This is a genomic window from Azospirillum sp. Marseille-Q6669, from assembly GCF_965111635.1.
Window position 1 is genome coordinate 835,276 of record NZ_CBCOOP010000004.1, and the last position, 15,099, is coordinate 850,374.

20 protein-coding genes and 3 pseudogenes are annotated in these 15,099 nt (G+C 65.7%); 11 read left to right on the forward strand and 12 right to left on the reverse strand.

All coding sequences use genetic code 11. The features are described 5' to 3' along the window. Nucleotides 1-56: 56 nt before the first annotated feature. The 5 genes and pseudogenes from ACWPXE_RS25160 to ACWPXE_RS25180 all read left to right on the forward strand — a co-directional run. A pseudogene (locus tag ACWPXE_RS25160) lies at nucleotides 57-414 on the forward strand (ISL3-like element ISAzba9 family transposase); the annotation flags it as partial. 33 nt (nucleotides 415-447) lie between these two features. After that, nucleotides 448-852 (forward strand): annotated as a pseudogene (locus ACWPXE_RS25165) (alpha/beta fold hydrolase); the annotation flags it as partial. Between the two features lie 103 nt (nucleotides 853-955). Next, nucleotides 956-1,063: an alpha/beta fold hydrolase gene (locus ACWPXE_RS25170; RefSeq protein WP_454020026.1), complete on the forward strand. Its 108-nt coding sequence runs from the start codon at nucleotides 956-958 to the stop codon at nucleotides 1,061-1,063. 63 nt (nucleotides 1,064-1,126) lie between these two features. Beyond that, a complete protein-coding gene (locus ACWPXE_RS25175; RefSeq protein ID WP_454020027.1) occupies nucleotides 1,127-1,972 on the forward strand; it encodes a helix-turn-helix domain-containing protein in 846 nt (281 codons plus the stop codon). Between the two features lie 101 nt (nucleotides 1,973-2,073). Further along, nucleotides 2,074-2,490, forward strand: a complete 417-nt coding sequence (locus ACWPXE_RS25180; RefSeq protein ID WP_454020028.1) for a nuclear transport factor 2 family protein — start codon at nucleotides 2,074-2,076, stop codon at nucleotides 2,488-2,490. Nucleotides 2,491-2,553: 63 nt separating this feature from the next. Here ACWPXE_RS25180 and ACWPXE_RS25185 read toward each other — a convergent pair whose 3' ends face one another. The 12 genes and pseudogenes from ACWPXE_RS25185 to ACWPXE_RS25240 form a co-directional block, all read right to left on the reverse strand. Next, on the reverse strand, nucleotides 2,554-3,144 hold the full coding sequence (locus tag ACWPXE_RS25185; RefSeq protein ID WP_454020029.1) for an IMPACT family protein: 591 nt from the start codon (nucleotides 3,142-3,144) through the stop codon (nucleotides 2,554-2,556). A 307-nt stretch (nucleotides 3,145-3,451) separates the two neighbouring features. Beyond that, nucleotides 3,452-3,937, reverse strand: coding sequence for a DUF1810 domain-containing protein (locus ACWPXE_RS25190; RefSeq protein ID WP_454020030.1), 486 nt, complete (start codon nucleotides 3,935-3,937; stop codon nucleotides 3,452-3,454). Between the two features lie 103 nt (nucleotides 3,938-4,040). Beyond that, the gene (locus tag ACWPXE_RS25195; protein WP_454020031.1) at nucleotides 4,041-4,463 is read right to left on the reverse strand and encodes a hypothetical protein; all 423 of its coding nucleotides are present in this window, start codon (nucleotides 4,461-4,463) and stop codon (nucleotides 4,041-4,043) included. A gap of 68 nt (nucleotides 4,464-4,531) precedes the next feature. Then, nucleotides 4,532-5,119 (reverse strand): hypothetical protein, encoded by a 588-nt coding sequence (locus ACWPXE_RS25200; protein ID WP_454020032.1) that lies wholly within the window; start codon nucleotides 5,117-5,119, stop codon nucleotides 4,532-4,534. Nucleotides 5,120-5,513: 394 nt separating this feature from the next. Continuing rightward, entirely contained in the window at nucleotides 5,514-7,610 is a 2,097-nt protein-coding gene (locus ACWPXE_RS25205; RefSeq protein ID WP_454020033.1) for a heavy metal translocating P-type ATPase, read from the reverse strand. Further along, entirely contained in the window at nucleotides 7,607-7,966 is a 360-nt protein-coding gene (locus tag ACWPXE_RS25210) for a YtxH domain-containing protein (RefSeq protein WP_454020034.1), read from the reverse strand. The genes ACWPXE_RS25205 and ACWPXE_RS25210 overlap by 4 nt, the downstream gene beginning before the upstream one ends. After that, entirely contained in the window at nucleotides 7,959-8,303 is a 345-nt protein-coding gene (locus tag ACWPXE_RS25215) for a hypothetical protein (RefSeq protein ID WP_454020035.1), read from the reverse strand. The genes ACWPXE_RS25210 and ACWPXE_RS25215 overlap by 8 nt, the downstream gene beginning before the upstream one ends. Further along, a complete protein-coding gene (locus ACWPXE_RS25220; protein ID WP_454020036.1) occupies nucleotides 8,300-8,665 on the reverse strand; it encodes a hypothetical protein in 366 nt (121 codons plus the stop codon). Before ACWPXE_RS25220 ends, ACWPXE_RS25215 begins: the two co-directional genes overlap by 4 nt. Beyond that, a complete protein-coding gene (locus tag ACWPXE_RS25225) occupies nucleotides 8,662-9,003 on the reverse strand; it encodes a cation transporter (protein WP_454020037.1) in 342 nt (113 codons plus the stop codon). The genes ACWPXE_RS25220 and ACWPXE_RS25225 overlap by 4 nt, the downstream gene beginning before the upstream one ends. A 17-nt stretch (nucleotides 9,004-9,020) precedes the next feature. Then, the gene (locus tag ACWPXE_RS25230; RefSeq protein ID WP_454020038.1) at nucleotides 9,021-9,500 is read right to left on the reverse strand and encodes a hypothetical protein; all 480 of its coding nucleotides are present in this window, start codon (nucleotides 9,498-9,500) and stop codon (nucleotides 9,021-9,023) included. A 279-nt stretch (nucleotides 9,501-9,779) separates the two neighbouring features. Continuing rightward, nucleotides 9,780-9,908, reverse strand: coding sequence for a DUF3325 domain-containing protein (locus ACWPXE_RS25235; RefSeq protein WP_454020039.1), 129 nt, complete (start codon nucleotides 9,906-9,908; stop codon nucleotides 9,780-9,782). After that, nucleotides 9,901-10,368: pseudogene (locus ACWPXE_RS25240) on the reverse strand (Tn3 family transposase); the annotation flags it as partial. The pseudogene ACWPXE_RS25240 and the gene ACWPXE_RS25235, both read right to left, overlap by 8 nt. Before the next feature lie 971 nt (nucleotides 10,369-11,339). Here ACWPXE_RS25240 and ACWPXE_RS25245 point away from each other — a divergent pair. The 6 genes from ACWPXE_RS25245 to arsH all read left to right on the forward strand — a co-directional run. After that, nucleotides 11,340-11,477 (forward strand): hypothetical protein, encoded by a 138-nt coding sequence (locus tag ACWPXE_RS25245; protein WP_454020040.1) that lies wholly within the window; start codon nucleotides 11,340-11,342, stop codon nucleotides 11,475-11,477. An 82-nt stretch (nucleotides 11,478-11,559) separates the two neighbouring features. Then, entirely contained in the window at nucleotides 11,560-11,916 is a 357-nt protein-coding gene (locus ACWPXE_RS25250) for an ArsR/SmtB family transcription factor (protein ID WP_454020041.1), read from the forward strand. A gap of 42 nt (nucleotides 11,917-11,958) precedes the next feature. Beyond that, the gene (locus ACWPXE_RS25255) at nucleotides 11,959-12,462 is read left to right on the forward strand and encodes an arsenate reductase ArsC (protein ID WP_454020042.1); all 504 of its coding nucleotides are present in this window, start codon (nucleotides 11,959-11,961) and stop codon (nucleotides 12,460-12,462) included. After that, complete coding sequence (gene arsN2, locus ACWPXE_RS25260) at nucleotides 12,459-13,352, forward strand: arsenic resistance N-acetyltransferase ArsN2 (RefSeq protein ID WP_454020043.1); 894 nt, start codon at nucleotides 12,459-12,461, stop codon at nucleotides 13,350-13,352. Before ACWPXE_RS25255 ends, arsN2 begins: the two co-directional genes overlap by 4 nt. Nucleotides 13,353-13,407: 55 nt before the next feature. Beyond that, nucleotides 13,408-14,439 carry an ACR3 family arsenite efflux transporter gene (arsB, locus tag ACWPXE_RS25265; protein ID WP_454020061.1) on the forward strand — a complete coding sequence of 344 codons (1,032 nt, stop codon included), beginning with the start codon at nucleotides 13,408-13,410 and terminating at the stop codon, nucleotides 14,437-14,439. 42 nt (nucleotides 14,440-14,481) lie between these two features. Further along, nucleotides 14,482-15,099 (forward strand): arsenical resistance protein ArsH (gene arsH, locus ACWPXE_RS25270; protein WP_454020044.1); only part of this gene is annotated, 618 nt, incomplete at its 3' end.

Genomic DNA, 15,099 nt, shown 5'->3' on the forward strand with positions numbered 1-15,099 from the left:
ACGATCGGACAGAACAGCGTCGTGTGGGATTAGGGAATCCGGCGCCGGCGAAGCAGTCCGAACCTCCAACGCCCGGGCATGCGGTTCGGCTCCTGGCTGACGATCCCGACAAGTTGACCGACGAGGACCGCCGCTTTGTCCAGGCGTTGCGGGAGCGCTCGCCGTCGATCGCGACGGCTGCCGAGTTCATCACCCGCTTCTGCGAGATGGTGAAGGGCAAGTTGCCCGACCCATTCGATGGCGGGCTGCGCGAGGCAGAGGTCAGCGCGCTGCGCCGGGATCCGCCGCAACGAGGACGCGGTGCGCGCCGCCCTGAGCGAGCCGTGGAGCAGCGGGCAGGTCGAGAGCCAAGTCAACTGGCTGAAGGCGATCAAGCGCGCGATGCATGGCCGGTTAACTTCGGCAGGACATGACCGTCGCGGCCATGGCCGGTCGAGCGACCCGGGAATCGGCTTCGACTTCGACAGGCTGGCCGACGACCTCGCAACCCTGCTCGACACGCTGGATCTGGACGGTGTTACGTTGGTCGGCCATTCCACGTCCTGTGGGGAAATCATCCGCTACCTGAGCAGGCACGGCAGCCGCCGCGTTTCCCGCACGGTTCTGGTCGGCACGATGACACCAACACTTTCCCGGACCGACGACCACCCCGACGGAATTGATCCTGCCATCTTCGAAGCCTTCCGCTCGGATTGGCTGATGCGGGACTTTCCGGCATGGCTGGAGGACAACATTCGCCCCTTCATGACGGCGAACAGTTCGCCCGGCATGATGGCGTGGATGAAATCGATGGCCTTGCAAGCCTTGATGAAGGCGCTTCTGGACTGCCATCGGGCGACGACGTCCACCGACTTCAGGCGGGAGCTTAGGGACATCACCGTGCCGACCCTGCTGATCCACGGCGATTTGGATGTCTCCAGCCCGCTTGGCATCGCCGGAAGGAAAACCGCCGAGCTTGATGCCGAACGCGGCGCTGACCGTCTACGAGGGGGCGCCGCACGGTCTGTTCCTGACGCATATGGACCGCTTCAACCGCGACCTGCTGACCTTTCTGGATGCATGATCGGCAGCGCTGGCATCATGTGGAGCGCAAAACACCGACAACACCGGACCGGAGGCCGGAACAATGCCGCAAACAGCCACCCGGCACCGACCGACCCCGAGGACCGTGCCGCGCCAGCCGGTCGGCGAGTTGCTGCGCGCGTGGCGCAAGCGGCGTGGCTTGAGCCAACTCGACCTCGCCTGCGAAGCCGACATCTCGACCCGGCACGTCAGCTTCCTGGAAACGGGACGCTCGCAGCCCAGCCGGACCATGCTGCTCCATTTGGCGGAGCGGGTGGACATTCCGCTGCGCGACCGCAACGCTCTGCTCGCCGCCGCGGGCTTCACGCCGGTCTTTTCCGAACACCGGCTGGGCGATCCGGAGATGCAGGCCGCCCGTCAGGCGGTCGATCTCGTGCTGACCGGGCACGAGCCTCACCCGGCGCTGGCCGTGGATCGGCACTGGACGCTGGTTGCGGCCAACCGGGCGGTCGCCCCGCTGCTCGCCGGAGCCGCGCCGGATCTTCTCCAGCCTCCGGTGAACGTGCTGCGCCTCAGCCTCCACCCCTCCGGGCTGGCACCGCGGATCGAGAACTTCGCCCAGTGGCGGGCGCACGTGCTGCACCGGCTGATCCGGCAGATCGACGTCAGCGCCGATCCCGTACTGGCCGCGCTGTTCGGTGAGTTGAAGGGCTACCCGGTGCCCGACGGGCAGGCTCCGCACAGCCGGAGCGAGCCGCTGTCGTCGCATGATGGCGTGGTGGTTCCTCTCCGGCTCAGGGCGGAAAGCGGGATGCTCAGCTTCTTCAGCACCACGACGGTGTTTGGAACGGCGGTGGACGTCACCTTGTCCGAACTGGCCATCGAGGCTTTCTTCCCGGCCGACCTCGCCACGGCGGAAGTGATGCGGCAGACCCTTGCCCAGTTGTGAGGAGCAGCCCCGCCCAACAGAGGCACCGCCTTTGCGCCGGCATGGCGCACGGGACCCGGCCCTATCATGGCGGACCATCCCATGGCGGGCGGAGATGCGGCATGGCGCAGACCGACATCGAGTTGCTTCGCGACCTGTACGACCGCTACGCCGTGGGCGATGTGGCGCCGCTGTTCGAGCATCTCGCGCCCGACGTCGAGTGGATATCCTGCGGCCGATCCCCGGCCCTTGCGGCCTTTTCCGGCATCTTCCACGGCCTGGATGGTGTCCAGCGCTATTTCCAGGGGTTGGCCCAGGAATGGACGATCACCAAGCACGAGATGCGGGACATCGCAAGGGACGGAGATCAAATCGTCACGCGCAACCTCGTTGAGGCCTTCAGCAAGGTTACCGGGAAACCGGTGGCGGTGACGACCGAACACCGGTGGGTGCTGCAGGACGGCCGAATCCGCCGCTTCGAGGAGCGTTGCGACGATGAGGCGGCCCTGGAGGCCGCTTGCCGCCCGTCCGAGCCCTAACGGCCCGGTTGCCCAACGGAGCGCAGTGATAGGACCGGCACTCGCCGGACGGATTCTCATTCGCTATCCGGGCGACTTTTGGACCTTGGCTTGACCGCGAGACGCATCCGAGATCATGCAAACGACATCGTCCAGCTGCCCGCAAGGAACCTTGATCTGGAGTTGCACGCCTTGGGGCGTGAAGCCGTTGGTCTCGGCAGAGGCTGCTGGGAAGGCGCCAAGCCCCGACCTGATCCTGGCCTCGTCGGCGAAGGCGCACGTGACCGTCAGGGCTGCAAAGCGGATGATCGGCTGACGTTCAGCGGCATGGAGACACGCCGCTGCGGTGCCGCCGTAGGCACGCACCAGCCCGCCTGCACCGAGAAGAACGCCACCGAACCAGCGGCTGACCACCAGCGCCACCCGATCCAGCTTCTGGCCGTCTATGGCCTGAAGAATCGGGCGTCCCGCCGTTCCCCCCGGTTCGCCGTCATCGCTGGACCGGTAGAGGTCGCCGATCCGGAAGGCCCAGCAGTTGTGGCCCGCATCCCGTTGGCTGCACGCAGCGATAAATCCACGTGCCTCCTCTTCGGTCGTGACCGGACCCGCCGAGGCCAAAAAGCGGCTCTTCTTGATCTCCTGCTCGAATTGCTCTTTCCGTTTAAGTGTGAACATTACCTTTTGCCACGATCATTCCTGCATGGGCCAGAAGCCGCCCCGGCCAGGGACCGATGGAATTTATTCATTCCATGGGGAGATTGCGACGTCGACGCAACGATATCCGCAACGAAACCGGCAATGACGGAGCTGTGCCCCTCCATCCATGTCCGCCATCAGCAAGTCTGCCGATGAGCGTGGGCTCAACCGTAGCGCCGCTCCAGTCAATCGACCGCAAATGTGGTGGTGGCGACCGCCTCGACCATCATGCTGGGCGCCTCCCCCACAGTCCCCTTTCATACTATCGGGCGTAAATCCTGACACATCAGGATTTACGCCCGCCCTCAAACGGCGGCCGCGGCCGCGCGGCCGCCCCGGGACTCCCCAATGCTGTTAGCGTCGCCTTGTCCATTCGGCCATCGAAGCAGAGCGCAAGCGCCTCATGGTAAAGGGGAACAGACTCCTTCGCAGCCAAGGCGAACAGGGTCATGCAGGAGTGGAACTTCATGTCGTCCGGAGAGCCGAAGATCTCATGAAGCGATCGCCCCCGGATCGCAAGAACGGCCCGCGTCGCGGCTTCCAATCGTGGGCCGAGCGTCGGATGCTCCAGATAGGCGCGCGCCTCGTCGAGTGAGGCGATGCCGTAGAACTCAGCGGTTGCCGAGCGGCCGAGGCCGCGCAGTTGCGGAAAAATGAACCACATCCAATGGCTCCGCTTGCGCCCGTCCTGCAATTCGTCGAGCACCGTCGTGAACACCGGCTCCTGTGCGGTCACGAAGCGTTGGAGATTGAAGGGATCGTCCAGTTGCATTCTAGCCCTTCCGACTGAGGAGTCCGCAGGATCGTCGCTCCGGTGATCTGATACCTGGTGGACGACTTGCCCCAGTCAACATTCCGCCCTTTCGCGACAGCACTCAGCACTCCTTGTCACCTTCTGCCCAGCGCCGGAGTTGGGCGAAGTCAGCTATCAGCCTTTGTCCTTCTACGCTGACTTCGCTGCCACGCGGCGTGTTGCGGATCATTAAGTATCCGATTCTCAGGGGGATTGTGCTGTCGATGACGAAATTTTTCGCACCGTCCGGTAGCTCCTGAACATCCATCGGCCCCTGATCCAAGAACTCTTTCCGGCATGCGGTGATCATGGTCTTAAGCCGAAGAACAATGAGGGTCGGCTCATCCGCAACTAGAAACCATGGTGCTCTGGGATGGATAAGAGTTGCAGTCGCCATTCGCGGCGGCTCTGCACAAGCGGACAGCGCTAAAGCTGCAAATACGGGAAGGGCCGGGCGGAATTTTGAGCGTACACATTCGGCAGCACTGACGAAAAAATCAATCATTACGCGCCTTTTCGCGACAGATTGCTTGACCATTCCCGCAGCGTGCCTGTGCTCTCGCAATACGTTGGTCACCGCATCGACCCTTTTTGGGAAAAGACTAATACTGCGCAGTTTGTAAAATTAAATACGAACTTTGAGGTCAATTGATCAGATTGATAAATAATGCTATACAGTATATCCTCGCTATTCACTGCTTTCATACTTTTTACCAAGCTTGTTAATGGGCCAAATCTCTCAATGAAATTCGGTTCGCCGAACACTCTCTTTATGTCATCAATCTCAATGCACGTATATTTAGTTTCAACAACCACACTAACGGCAAAATGTTGGGCCTTATCTTTGCTCTGGCATTGTATCAATATTTGAGAAATTATCTTTGCATTACTTGCATTCTGATACCAAGAATGGACAATAACACCATCAATAGATGTTGTATTTTCATACTTAACAGGACTTGAAAAAAGATACTCTGCAGTTTCCGCTTTGCAAGCCTCTCTATATTCGCCTATCGTTCTCACGGCGTTCAAAAGATCTTTTTTTGTTTCGATATTCTTTGATAGAATAACTATACTCTGCTTGTTGTGAGTAGAGCACCCTGATATGACAAAAATAGTTAATATTACAAGATAGTATTTAGCTTTTATCATCGATTTCATTTTGCGCCTCACCAAATAGCTTCAATCTACCGCACCTATTTTTAAGCGGATTTGATAATTATTTTCGCACGTCGCTCGTCTTAGCCATCATCGTGCGGTTCCGGCACAGGGCGCCTAAGTTATCGCTTTCGCCACTAAGCAGGGGGACGATAATGCGTAGCTGAGCTTAAGTTCATGCCGCGTTCTCATACCCCGGAAAATTTGTACACTTTCGTGTAATGGCCCCAAACTGACATGTCAGCGACGTGCAACCCCTTATTCCACACCATTAATCCGAACTTCACCCTAGGTAAATGGGAAATAGCAATGTCCACGATCCTCCGATCCAACGATGAGGCCGACAGACTGGATCGTGCCGACGGAATCGCGTTATGTCAGTGTCAGTGCGCTAGGCTCAAGGTACGGCCGACGGCGCGCGGCGCAGCGCGTTCAGAAGAATCCCGATCGTGGTTCCGTTGTGGAGCACGGCAGTGCTCACCGGAGACAGCAGACCCAGCGCGGCGGCGCCGAGGATCGCGCTGTTCAGACCGACAGTCAGGCGGTAGTTGCGGGCGATCAGCGCCATGGCGGCGTTCGCCGTCTCCTTGGCATCGGCCACCCGTTCGATCCGGTCCTCCAGAAGCGCCACGTCGGCGGTCAGCCGGGCGATATCGGCTCCCTTCTGCATGGCGATCCCGACATGGGCGCCGGCCAGCGCCGGAGCGTCGTTGATGCCGTCGCCGACGAAGGCGATGCGCGCGCCCTCGCGGCTTAGATCCTCGATGATGCGAGCCTTGTCGGTGGGCAACAGGTCGGCGTGAAAGCCGTCGAGATGCAGTTCCGCGGCCAGTTCGGCGGCGCGGTCGCGGTGGTCGCCGGTCAGCATCAGCACCTGCCTCACCCCGGCCCGCCGCAGCCGCGCGATGGTCGCCGCGCTGGTCGCGCGCACGCTGTCTTTCAGCGCCAGAACGCCGGCCAGCACCCCGCCGAAGCCGATGAACAGCAGCGTCTTGCCGTCACGGTGCAGCGCGTCGATGGCCTCCCGGTGAGCCGTGGTGTCGATCCCCTCGTCATCCTCGATGAAATGGCGGGAGCCGACGACGATGCGCTTGCCGTCGATGACGCTGGCCACCCCGTGGGCGACGATGAACTTCACCTCCTGATGGTCGAAGTGGCGGTTGTGCGTCTCCTTGGCGGCGTTGACCACGGCCATCGCCAGCGGGTGGAAGTAATGCTCCTCCACCGAGGCGGCGAGGCAGATCAGGTCGTCGGGGCTGAAGGTCGGGTCGAAGGCGATGGAATCGGTCACCTGGAGATCGCCGGTGGTCAGCGTGCCGGTCTTGTCGAAGATGACCGTGTCGGCCTGGGCCAGCCGTTCCAGCGCGTTGGCGCCCTTAATCAGGATGCCCGCCTGCCCTGCCCCATACATGGCCGACTTGAAGGCCACCGGGGTCGCCAGCTTCAGCGCGCAGGAATAGTCGGCCTGGAGCACCGACGCGGCGCTGCGCCAGTCGCCGGTCATCAGGAAGGAGCCGCCGGCCAGCTTCAGCACTGTGGGAACCAGCCGGTCGGCCAGCCGCGCCGCGTCGAGCTGCGCCTCGCTCTTGGCGGTCAGCGACTGTTCGACGTAATCGGCGATGCGGGCGGCGGCGGTGTGGCTGCCGACATGCTCGGCGTAGACGACCAGCCGGCCCTCCTCCATCAGCGTGCCGGACAGGACGGCGGAGCCGCGCTGTTTGACCACCGGGGCGCTCTCGCCGGTCATGGCAGCCTCGTTGACGGTCGCCTCCCCGCTCAGCACCGTGCCATCCACCGGGATCACCGTCCCGGCGCCGATGACCACGCTGTCGCCGACCATGACGGTGTCGGCGGGCACCTGAATCTCCACCCCGTCGCGCAGCAGCCACACCTGATCGCTCGACGGGCGCAGCAGCCGCTTCAGCAGCGCGTCCGACCGGCGGGCGATGGACTCCTCCATGTATTCGCCGAGCGCCAGCATGAAGACGGTGGTGTTGGCCGCGGTGAAATCCCGCCGCGCCAGGGAGATCGCCACCGCCGCCGCTTCCAGCACATGGGAATTGACGCCCTCCCGCCCGTAGATGGCCATGCCCTCGCGCAGCATCGGCATCGCGACGGCCAGCGACAGCGGCAGGCGCAGCGGCATGGGCAGCAGGAAGCCGCCGGCCAGCGTGGCGAGGCTGCGGACCAGCGTCGCGACGTGATTCTCCCCGCCCTCCTCCGCCGCCGCGGCGGGCGGCGGTTCCGGAATCGGCAGGGCGGCCAACGCGAGGCACAGCGCCGTGGCGTCCGTCATCGCCGGATCGTAGCGGACAGCCAGCGACCGCGCGGCGCGGCTCGCCCGGACCGACGTCACGCCGGCGACCGCCTCCACCACCCGGTGCAGGGTCGCCGCGTCGTCGGGGGCGCCGGGGCGGCAGGCGTAGCGCAGCCGGATGCGCCCCGGAACCCGATGGACCGGCTCCAGCCGCAGGAACCAGGGCAGGCCGCTCATAACGGTCCGGCCTGTTCCGCCTCCAGTTCGGCCTGGAGGTCGGCCATCTGCTCCTTCATCTCGGCAAGGCCGCCGGCGAGGTTGCCGTACAGCTTCAGGCCGGACTTCACGATCTTGCCGCGCAACTCCTCGTCGGACAGCACATAGGCCGCCGCCGCCCCGACCAGGAGCCCGACCAGGAACTGCTCGGACCGGCGCGACGGGAGAAGACCGCTCAGCCCGCCGAGAAGCCCCTGCCCCCGCGCCATGCCGGCCCCCATGCCACCTCCAATGGGGGCGCCGGCGGCCATGGCGGCTTCGTACTGGCGCTGCTGCTTCTTCAGCTTCCTCAACGCCTTCTTGGTCTTCTTAGCCATGGGAGCCCTCGTTCTTCGGCAGTTCTTGCGGCGGCTCGTCCGCCGGATTCAGCAGATGTTCGATCATGACCACGCCCGCCGCCCCGGCGGCGACCGCCAGGGCGAGGCGCGCGTAGTCGCGGTTGCGCAGGGCATCGGCGGCGACGCTGGCGGCGGCCAGCGCCGCACCGCCCTGCAGGCCGTGGCGCAGGATGGTGCGCGGCGCGGGAGGCTCGGCGCCCGTCACCCAGCGGTCCTGGACGGCGGTCAGCAGGCCGGTCGCCACCATGCCGCGGGTGAAGTCGGCGGCGAGCGTGCCGGAGCCCCGCGCCGCGCCGCGCCGCTTCGCGCGTTTCACGCGGCCCCCGGTGCGGCGGACGGCGTCGGCTCGGACTTCACCGGTTCCGCCACATCTTCCTTTGCGGGCGCCACATCCGCTGGGGCTTCCTCAACCGGCTCCTCCGCTGCCGCGTCCACGGGCGTGGCGAGGCGGGAGCGCAGACCGGCGGAGGTCCGCTCGATGGCGAGCAGGCCGGTGACCGCGGCCTCGCGCACCGCGGTCTGGGCCTTGCCGGCGCCCTCGCGGGCGGCGGCCTTCACATCGACGGACTTTAGGTCAGCGATCTTCGGATCGGCCTTGACCTTGGCGTTTTTCATCATCCGGACGCCGATGGCCCCGGCGATCACGCCGGACGCGAATGTCAGAAGCGGCAGCATCATGGTCTCCTTTCCGGCGCACCGCCCGCAAACCCGGCGGTGGCGATGCGCAGCAGCGTCCCCGCCGCCGCGCTGGCTTCCCCCCGCAGCAGATCCGGCCACGCCGAGGGCGGGATCACCGTGGGGTCGTATTCGATGGTGCAGGAGCGGGCGAGCGGGTTCAGCGCGACGGAGCGGATGCCCTCCGCCCCGGTGAGCGCCCGGTGCAGCGCCTTGGCGTCGTCCGCCAGCGCCGCCAGACCGCGCTCCGCGGCGCCGTCGAGCTTCAGCCGCACCCGGCCCGGAATGTGGTGCGCGATGGTCAGGGCGGCGGCCAGCCGGCTCAGGAAATCGTCGGGCATGCTTGGGTCACAATCCTTCATTGGAACAGGCGTTTGCGCTGCACGGTCATGTGGACGATCATGAAGGCGACGAACAGCGTGCCGAAGCCGGCATGGACGCGCTTGCCCACCCCCAGCGCCGCCAGGGTCGCCGCCATGCTGCCCATCATCCCGATCTTGGCCGTACGGTTGATCCGCCATTTCAGCTCCGGAGCGGCCGGCTTGCTTTCCGCGACGGGGGCGGGGTCGTCCGGTACCGGAGAAGCCTCAGCGGGGTGCAGGACCGCCGACAGCAGCGCCTCCACCTGGGACCGGGCGTCATTCGGCATCAACACGGCGGGATCGTAGCTCAGCAGAACACTGCCCACCGCCGGGTTGCTCCCGGTCACCCGGACGGCATTCAGAGTTTCCAGGCGGCCCAGCGCCTCCTGGAAGCGGTCGGTCCGGCGCAGCAGCGGGTGGCGCACGCGGATGCGTCCGGGTACCGCCGATGCGATGGGAGAGGTCCGTCCGCTCATTGCCCGTTCTCCTGTGTCGGCCACGGTCCGCTCACACGGCCGGGGGCATTCCACGGTTGTGCAGGATATCCATATTTTCACAATGGTGAAACATTTCCTCGGCTTCGCGCACAGGCGCCGGACGCAAGGCGGCGTTGCGGAAAAACCGCGTCCTCATCCAAGAAGTGCAGGGAACGGGGCGCAGAGCAGCGCCGTGGGACCGAGCCTCAACGCAGCCCGCGGCGCGTGTGGGAGCATCGACACCAGCACCGCGGGCGACAGCGACAGCACGAGCCCCAGTCATCCCGCCCACCCCAGCAGGCGGCTGGTCCGGACGGAAGGGCGGCGGGCGAAAACCTGCTCGTGATGGCGGTCCATGGCGAGCGCCAGGGCAAGCAAACCCGCACAGGGGTCACTACACGACGGCATGGCCCTGGCTTGCCAACTCGGCCAAGGCAGCTTCGAGATAGCGTGTGTTCCACAGGATGATCGCCGACACCAGCAGGTTCAGCCCCGAGGCGCGGAAGACCTGATTCTCGAAACTGCGATCACGCATTTCCCCCAGGCGATTGAAGAAGATCGCCCTGGCCGGGGCATTCCGTGCCTCTCCCTTGTTGAGTCAGGCGTTGGCGCGTCGACGAAGTTCAGGTTCACGCAACCACTGAAAGGTGAACGCGCTGCGTTCAATACGGCACAGTTCCCGAATTGCCAAGGCCAAGCCATTTTGCCGTGGGTAAGCCGCAAGCCGCCGTAGTATGGCCGAGGCCGTCGCAGTGCCCGAACGGATCGAGGTTGCCAGCCGCAGCAGTTCCGTCCAATTGGCCGTGGGGTGGTCGACGTCGATGGTTCCGCCGACCAAAGACTGCAGGATTGTTGGCGCCTCTCGGCCCGGCAGCAGAACACCTCGATAAACCGCCTCTGAGTGCGGGTTGATGGTAACAAGGGGCCACGGGAAGGGAAAAACGGCGTTTTTTTTGGGGGGATGAGCTCTCGGTTTTGGCTGAAAAGTCGGAAGTATGCGACGGTTTTGGCGCTATACGGGCGCAATTCGCCCCTCGAGCCAGATCAGGCGTCGAAACTTGTAGGCAACGTTGGCGATGCCAATCTTCACCGTCGCGCGACCGAGGCCGATGGTGCGGATGAACAACGCCATGCGCTCCTTCTGGTCCGCGAAGACATGCTCGACAACGGACCGCACCGCCGAGCGGGCACGGTTGGCGCGCTGGTGCGGCCCCGGCCCTGGCCCTCCCCCTGGGTGGAGACTCGGCCCAATCCAAACTCGATCACCTGCAGGCTGAGGATGCCGGCGGAAATTTCCTGCGGGGGAACGCTGACCGAGACGAACGGGTCGCCGACGTCCCGATGGACCCCTGCGACGGCCGCTCGCGCGTTGGCGATCAGCGCCATGGACAGCGGCCGGCCGATGAAGCCGGCGAGTGCCGTGCGCAACTCGCTCCGCAAGGCCGGATCGGGCTCCACACCTCCCAGGCCATATGTTGGCCGGCCGAAAGGCGAGTAGCGGCCCGTCCCACGGCATGTCCCCATCGATACCGGCGCTGACGGCCCCAGATACCACGCGGACGATCGACGCGGAGTTCCAGGTCACCGCCGAGGAGGCCGACGATGTTCCTCTCGATCCACCATCACATCGCGCAGGCCGTCCAGTTCGCCTTGGACGCCCATGGCCCCTTGCCGACCGGAAAGCTCCGAGCGCGCCAACGTCGTGCGGTGCTGCGCCAACTGTCCGCGACGGCGGTCCGATGCTTGAATCAAAAGGCATGGCGCGAAATGGCTGATGCCGCTCCTCACCACATTTCCACTCCGTCCCGGAGAACACGTTGAAGCCAACCCGGCTGGGTGTTGGCCAACATGGTCAGGGCGGGCGTGCTGACCGTCGGCGAAACGATCAAGGCGTTGACCGTGGTGACGCTGTTCTCCGTCTTCAAGCTGCTGGAGAGGGTGGTCGCAGGCATCGGACATCCACAACCGCCACATTGAGCGGATCGGCCAGAGAGCGAGGGGTGATGCACAGAGAAGCAAACCACTTGCCTCATATCGATGATTCGACTATCGTCGAAATATGGAAACGAAGAACGCCATCGATGCCTTCGCCGCCCTGGCCCAGGACACCCGCTTGGCCGTGTTCCGCCTGCTCATCCAGGTCGGACCGAACGGGCTGACCGCCGGGGACATCGCCCAGCAGGTTGGCGTGCCCGGCTCGACGCTGTCGCACCATCTGGCGACGCTGGAACGCGCCGGGCTGCTGCGCTCCTGGCGGGTCCAGCGGCAAATCTTCTACGCCTGCGACTACGAGGGCACCCGGCAATTGATCGCCTTCCTGATGGAGGACTGCTGCCAGGGCCGTCCCGAGCTGTGCTCAACCGACCTCCTCCAGGCGGGTGCTTGCAGCCCGGCGAGCTGCGGCCCCGACACCTGACCCGACCCGCCGCCCCCGCGGCTTGGAAAAGGCGATCCCGCAATGACCGACCACGTCTACAACGTCCTGTTCCTGTGCACCCACAACAGCGCCCGCAGCGTCATGGCCGAATGCCTGCTCAACCGCGAGGGCCGCGGCCGTTTCCGCGCCTACAGCGCCGGCAGCCAGCCGACCGGGCGCCTCAACCCGCACGTCCACGACCTGCTGGAGCGCCTCGACTTTCCGACCGCCACGCTGCGCTCCAAGAGTTGGGACGAGTTCGCCCAGCCCGGGGCGCCGCATATGGACTTCATCTTCACCGTCTGCGATAGCGCCGCCGGCGAGGTCTGCCCGGTGTGGCCGGGCCAGCCGATGACGGCGCACTGGGGCTTCCCGGACCCGTCGAGCGCCCAAGGCTCGGACGCCGAGAAGGCCGCCTTCACCGCCACGGTGTTCGGACAGATCCAGCGCCGCATCCAGGCCTTCGCCAGCCTGCCCTTCACCTCGCTCGACCGGCTGGCCCTGAAGCGCAGGCTCGACGACATGGCCGCGGGGAACGACGCATGACCAGGTGCGTCACCCCGCTGGCCGACGCGGAGCGCCCGGCGCTTGCCCGCCTGCTGGCAGCCAACGGCTTGCCGACCGACGATCTCGGCGAGCCCGGCCGGCGCTTCTGGCGCGTTGCGGACGATCAGGGGACGCTCGGCTATGGCGGGCTGGAGGTCCATGGCGCCGATGCCCTGCTGCGTTCCGTGGTCGTGCCGGCCGAGCGGCGCGGCGCCGGCGGCGGCCGCATCGTGGTGGCGGCCGTGTGCGCACAGGCGGTCACACTGGGGGTCGAGCGGCTGTGGTTGCTCACCACCGGCGCCGCCGGCTTCTTCCAACGTCTCGGTTTCCAGCGGGTGGAGCGGGCTTCGGCTCCGCCGGCGATCCGTTCCAGTGCGCAGTTCGCCGGCCTGTGCCCGGGGAGCGCCGTCTGCCTGCGCGCGGACCTCGCGCAGCCGGCCGAGGATCTGGTGGCCGGGAGCGTGGTGACCATCTATCACAACCCCAACTGCGGAACGTCGCGCAACACGTTGGGGCTGATCCGCAACAGCGGCGTCGAGCCGACGGTGATCGAGTACCTGAAGACGCCGCCGAGCCGTGACGAACTGGTGACGCTGATCCGCCGCATGGGAATTCCGGTGCGGGCCGTGCTCCGGCAGACGGGCACCCCCTACGCCGAACTCGGTCTCGACAATCCCGCGCTGACGGACGCGGCGCTGCTGGACGCCATGATGGCGCATCCGATCCTGATCAACCGGCCGATCGTGGTGACGCCGCTCGGCGTGCGCCTGTGCCGGCCGTCGGAAGCGGTCCTTGATCTCCTCCCCGCTCCACAGCGCGGCGCCTTCGCCAAGGAAGACGGCGAGCCCGTCGTCGACGCCGCCGGGCGGCGCGTCGCCCCAGCCTCCTGACAGGACCACCGACATGACGGCTGACATTCACACCGCCCCGGCGGAACGCCCCGCCATGGGCCTCTTCGAGCGCTACCTCAGCGTCTGGGTGGGCTTGTGCATCGTCGCGGGCATCGCCTTCGGCCATCTGGCACCCGGGCTGTTCCAAGCCATCGCCGCCGCCGAACTGGCCCAGGTCAACCTGCCGGTGGCGGTGCTGATCTGGCTGATGATCGTGCCGATGCTGCTGAAGATCGACCTCGGCGCGCTGGGCCGGGTCAAGGAGCACTGGCGCGGCGTCGGCGTGACGCTGGTCATCAACTGGGCGGTCAAGCCCTTCTCGATGGCGCTCCTCGGCTCCCTGTTCATCGGCCACCTGTTCGCTCCGCTGCTGCCGGCGGAGCAGATCCCCTCCTACATCGGCGGCCTGATCCTGCTGGCGGCGGCCCCCTGCACGGCGATGGTTTTCGTCTGGTCGAACCTGTGCGAGGGCGAGCCGCATTACACCCTGAGCCAGGTGGCGCTGAACGACCTGATCATGATCTTCGCCTTCGCGCCGCTGGTCGGGCTGCTGCTCGGAGTCTCGTCGATCACCGTGCCCTGGGGGACGCTGCTGCTGTCGGTGGCGCTCTACATCGTGCTGCCGGTGGTCGCGGCCCAGTTCTGGCGCCGCATGCTGCTGGCGTCGGGCGGCGAGCCCGCCCTGGCCCGCGCGCTGTCGCTGCTGCAGCCGGTGTCGCTGGTGGCGCTGCTGACCACGCTGGTGCTGCTGTTCGGCTTTCAGGGCGAGCAGATCCTGGCCCAGCCGCTGGTCATCCTGCTGCTGGCGGTGCCGATCCTGATCCAGGTCTACCTCAACGCCGGGCTGGCCTACTGGCTGTCGCGCCGGTTCGGGGTGGCGTGGTGCGTGGCGGCGCCGGCGGCGCTGATCGGCGCCTCGAACTTCTTCGAACTGGCGGTGGCGGCGGCCATCAGCCTGTTCGGCCTGGGCTCCGGGGCGGCGCTCGCCACCGTCGTCGGCGTGCTGGTCGAGGTGCCGGTGATGCTGTCGGTGGTGAAGATCGTCAAGGCGACCAAGCCCTGGTACGAGGGGCGGGCCGGCGCCTGATGGCCCGGCTCCGCCATGGAACCATCACCGGAGAGTGTCGGCATGTCTGAGCATGATAGTGAGAATGGCGCGGACCTTCCGAGCCTGGACGAGCGCTATTTCGAGCCGCCGGACCTTGGCAAGCTGACGCCTGGGCATGTGTCCACCCACCCGCCACGCATCCTGCTGCTCTACGGCTCCCTGCGCGAGCGCTCCTACAGCCGCTTCCTCACCGAGGAGGCCGCGCGTCTGCTCCAGCGCATGGGGGCGGAGACGCGCGTCTTCGATCCCCGCGACCTGCCGCTGCCGGACAGCGTACCCCCTGACCACCCCAAGGTGGCCGAACTGCGGGCGCTGTCGCAATGGTCGGAGGGGCAGGTCTGGGTCAGCCCGGAGCGCCACGGCACCATCACCGGCATTCTGAAATGCCAGATCGACTGGCTTCCGCTGGAGAGCGGCGGGGTCCGGCCGACGCAGGGGCGCACGCTGGCCGTGATGCAGGTGTCGGGCGGGTCGCAGTCGTTCAACGCGGTCAACGCCATGCGGGTGCTGGGGCGCTGGATGCGCATGGTGACCATCCCGAACCAGTCGTCGGTGGCCAAGGCGTTCCAGGAGTTCGACGAGGCCGGCCGGATGAAGCCGTCGCCCTACTACGACCGCGTGGTGGACGTGATGGAGGAG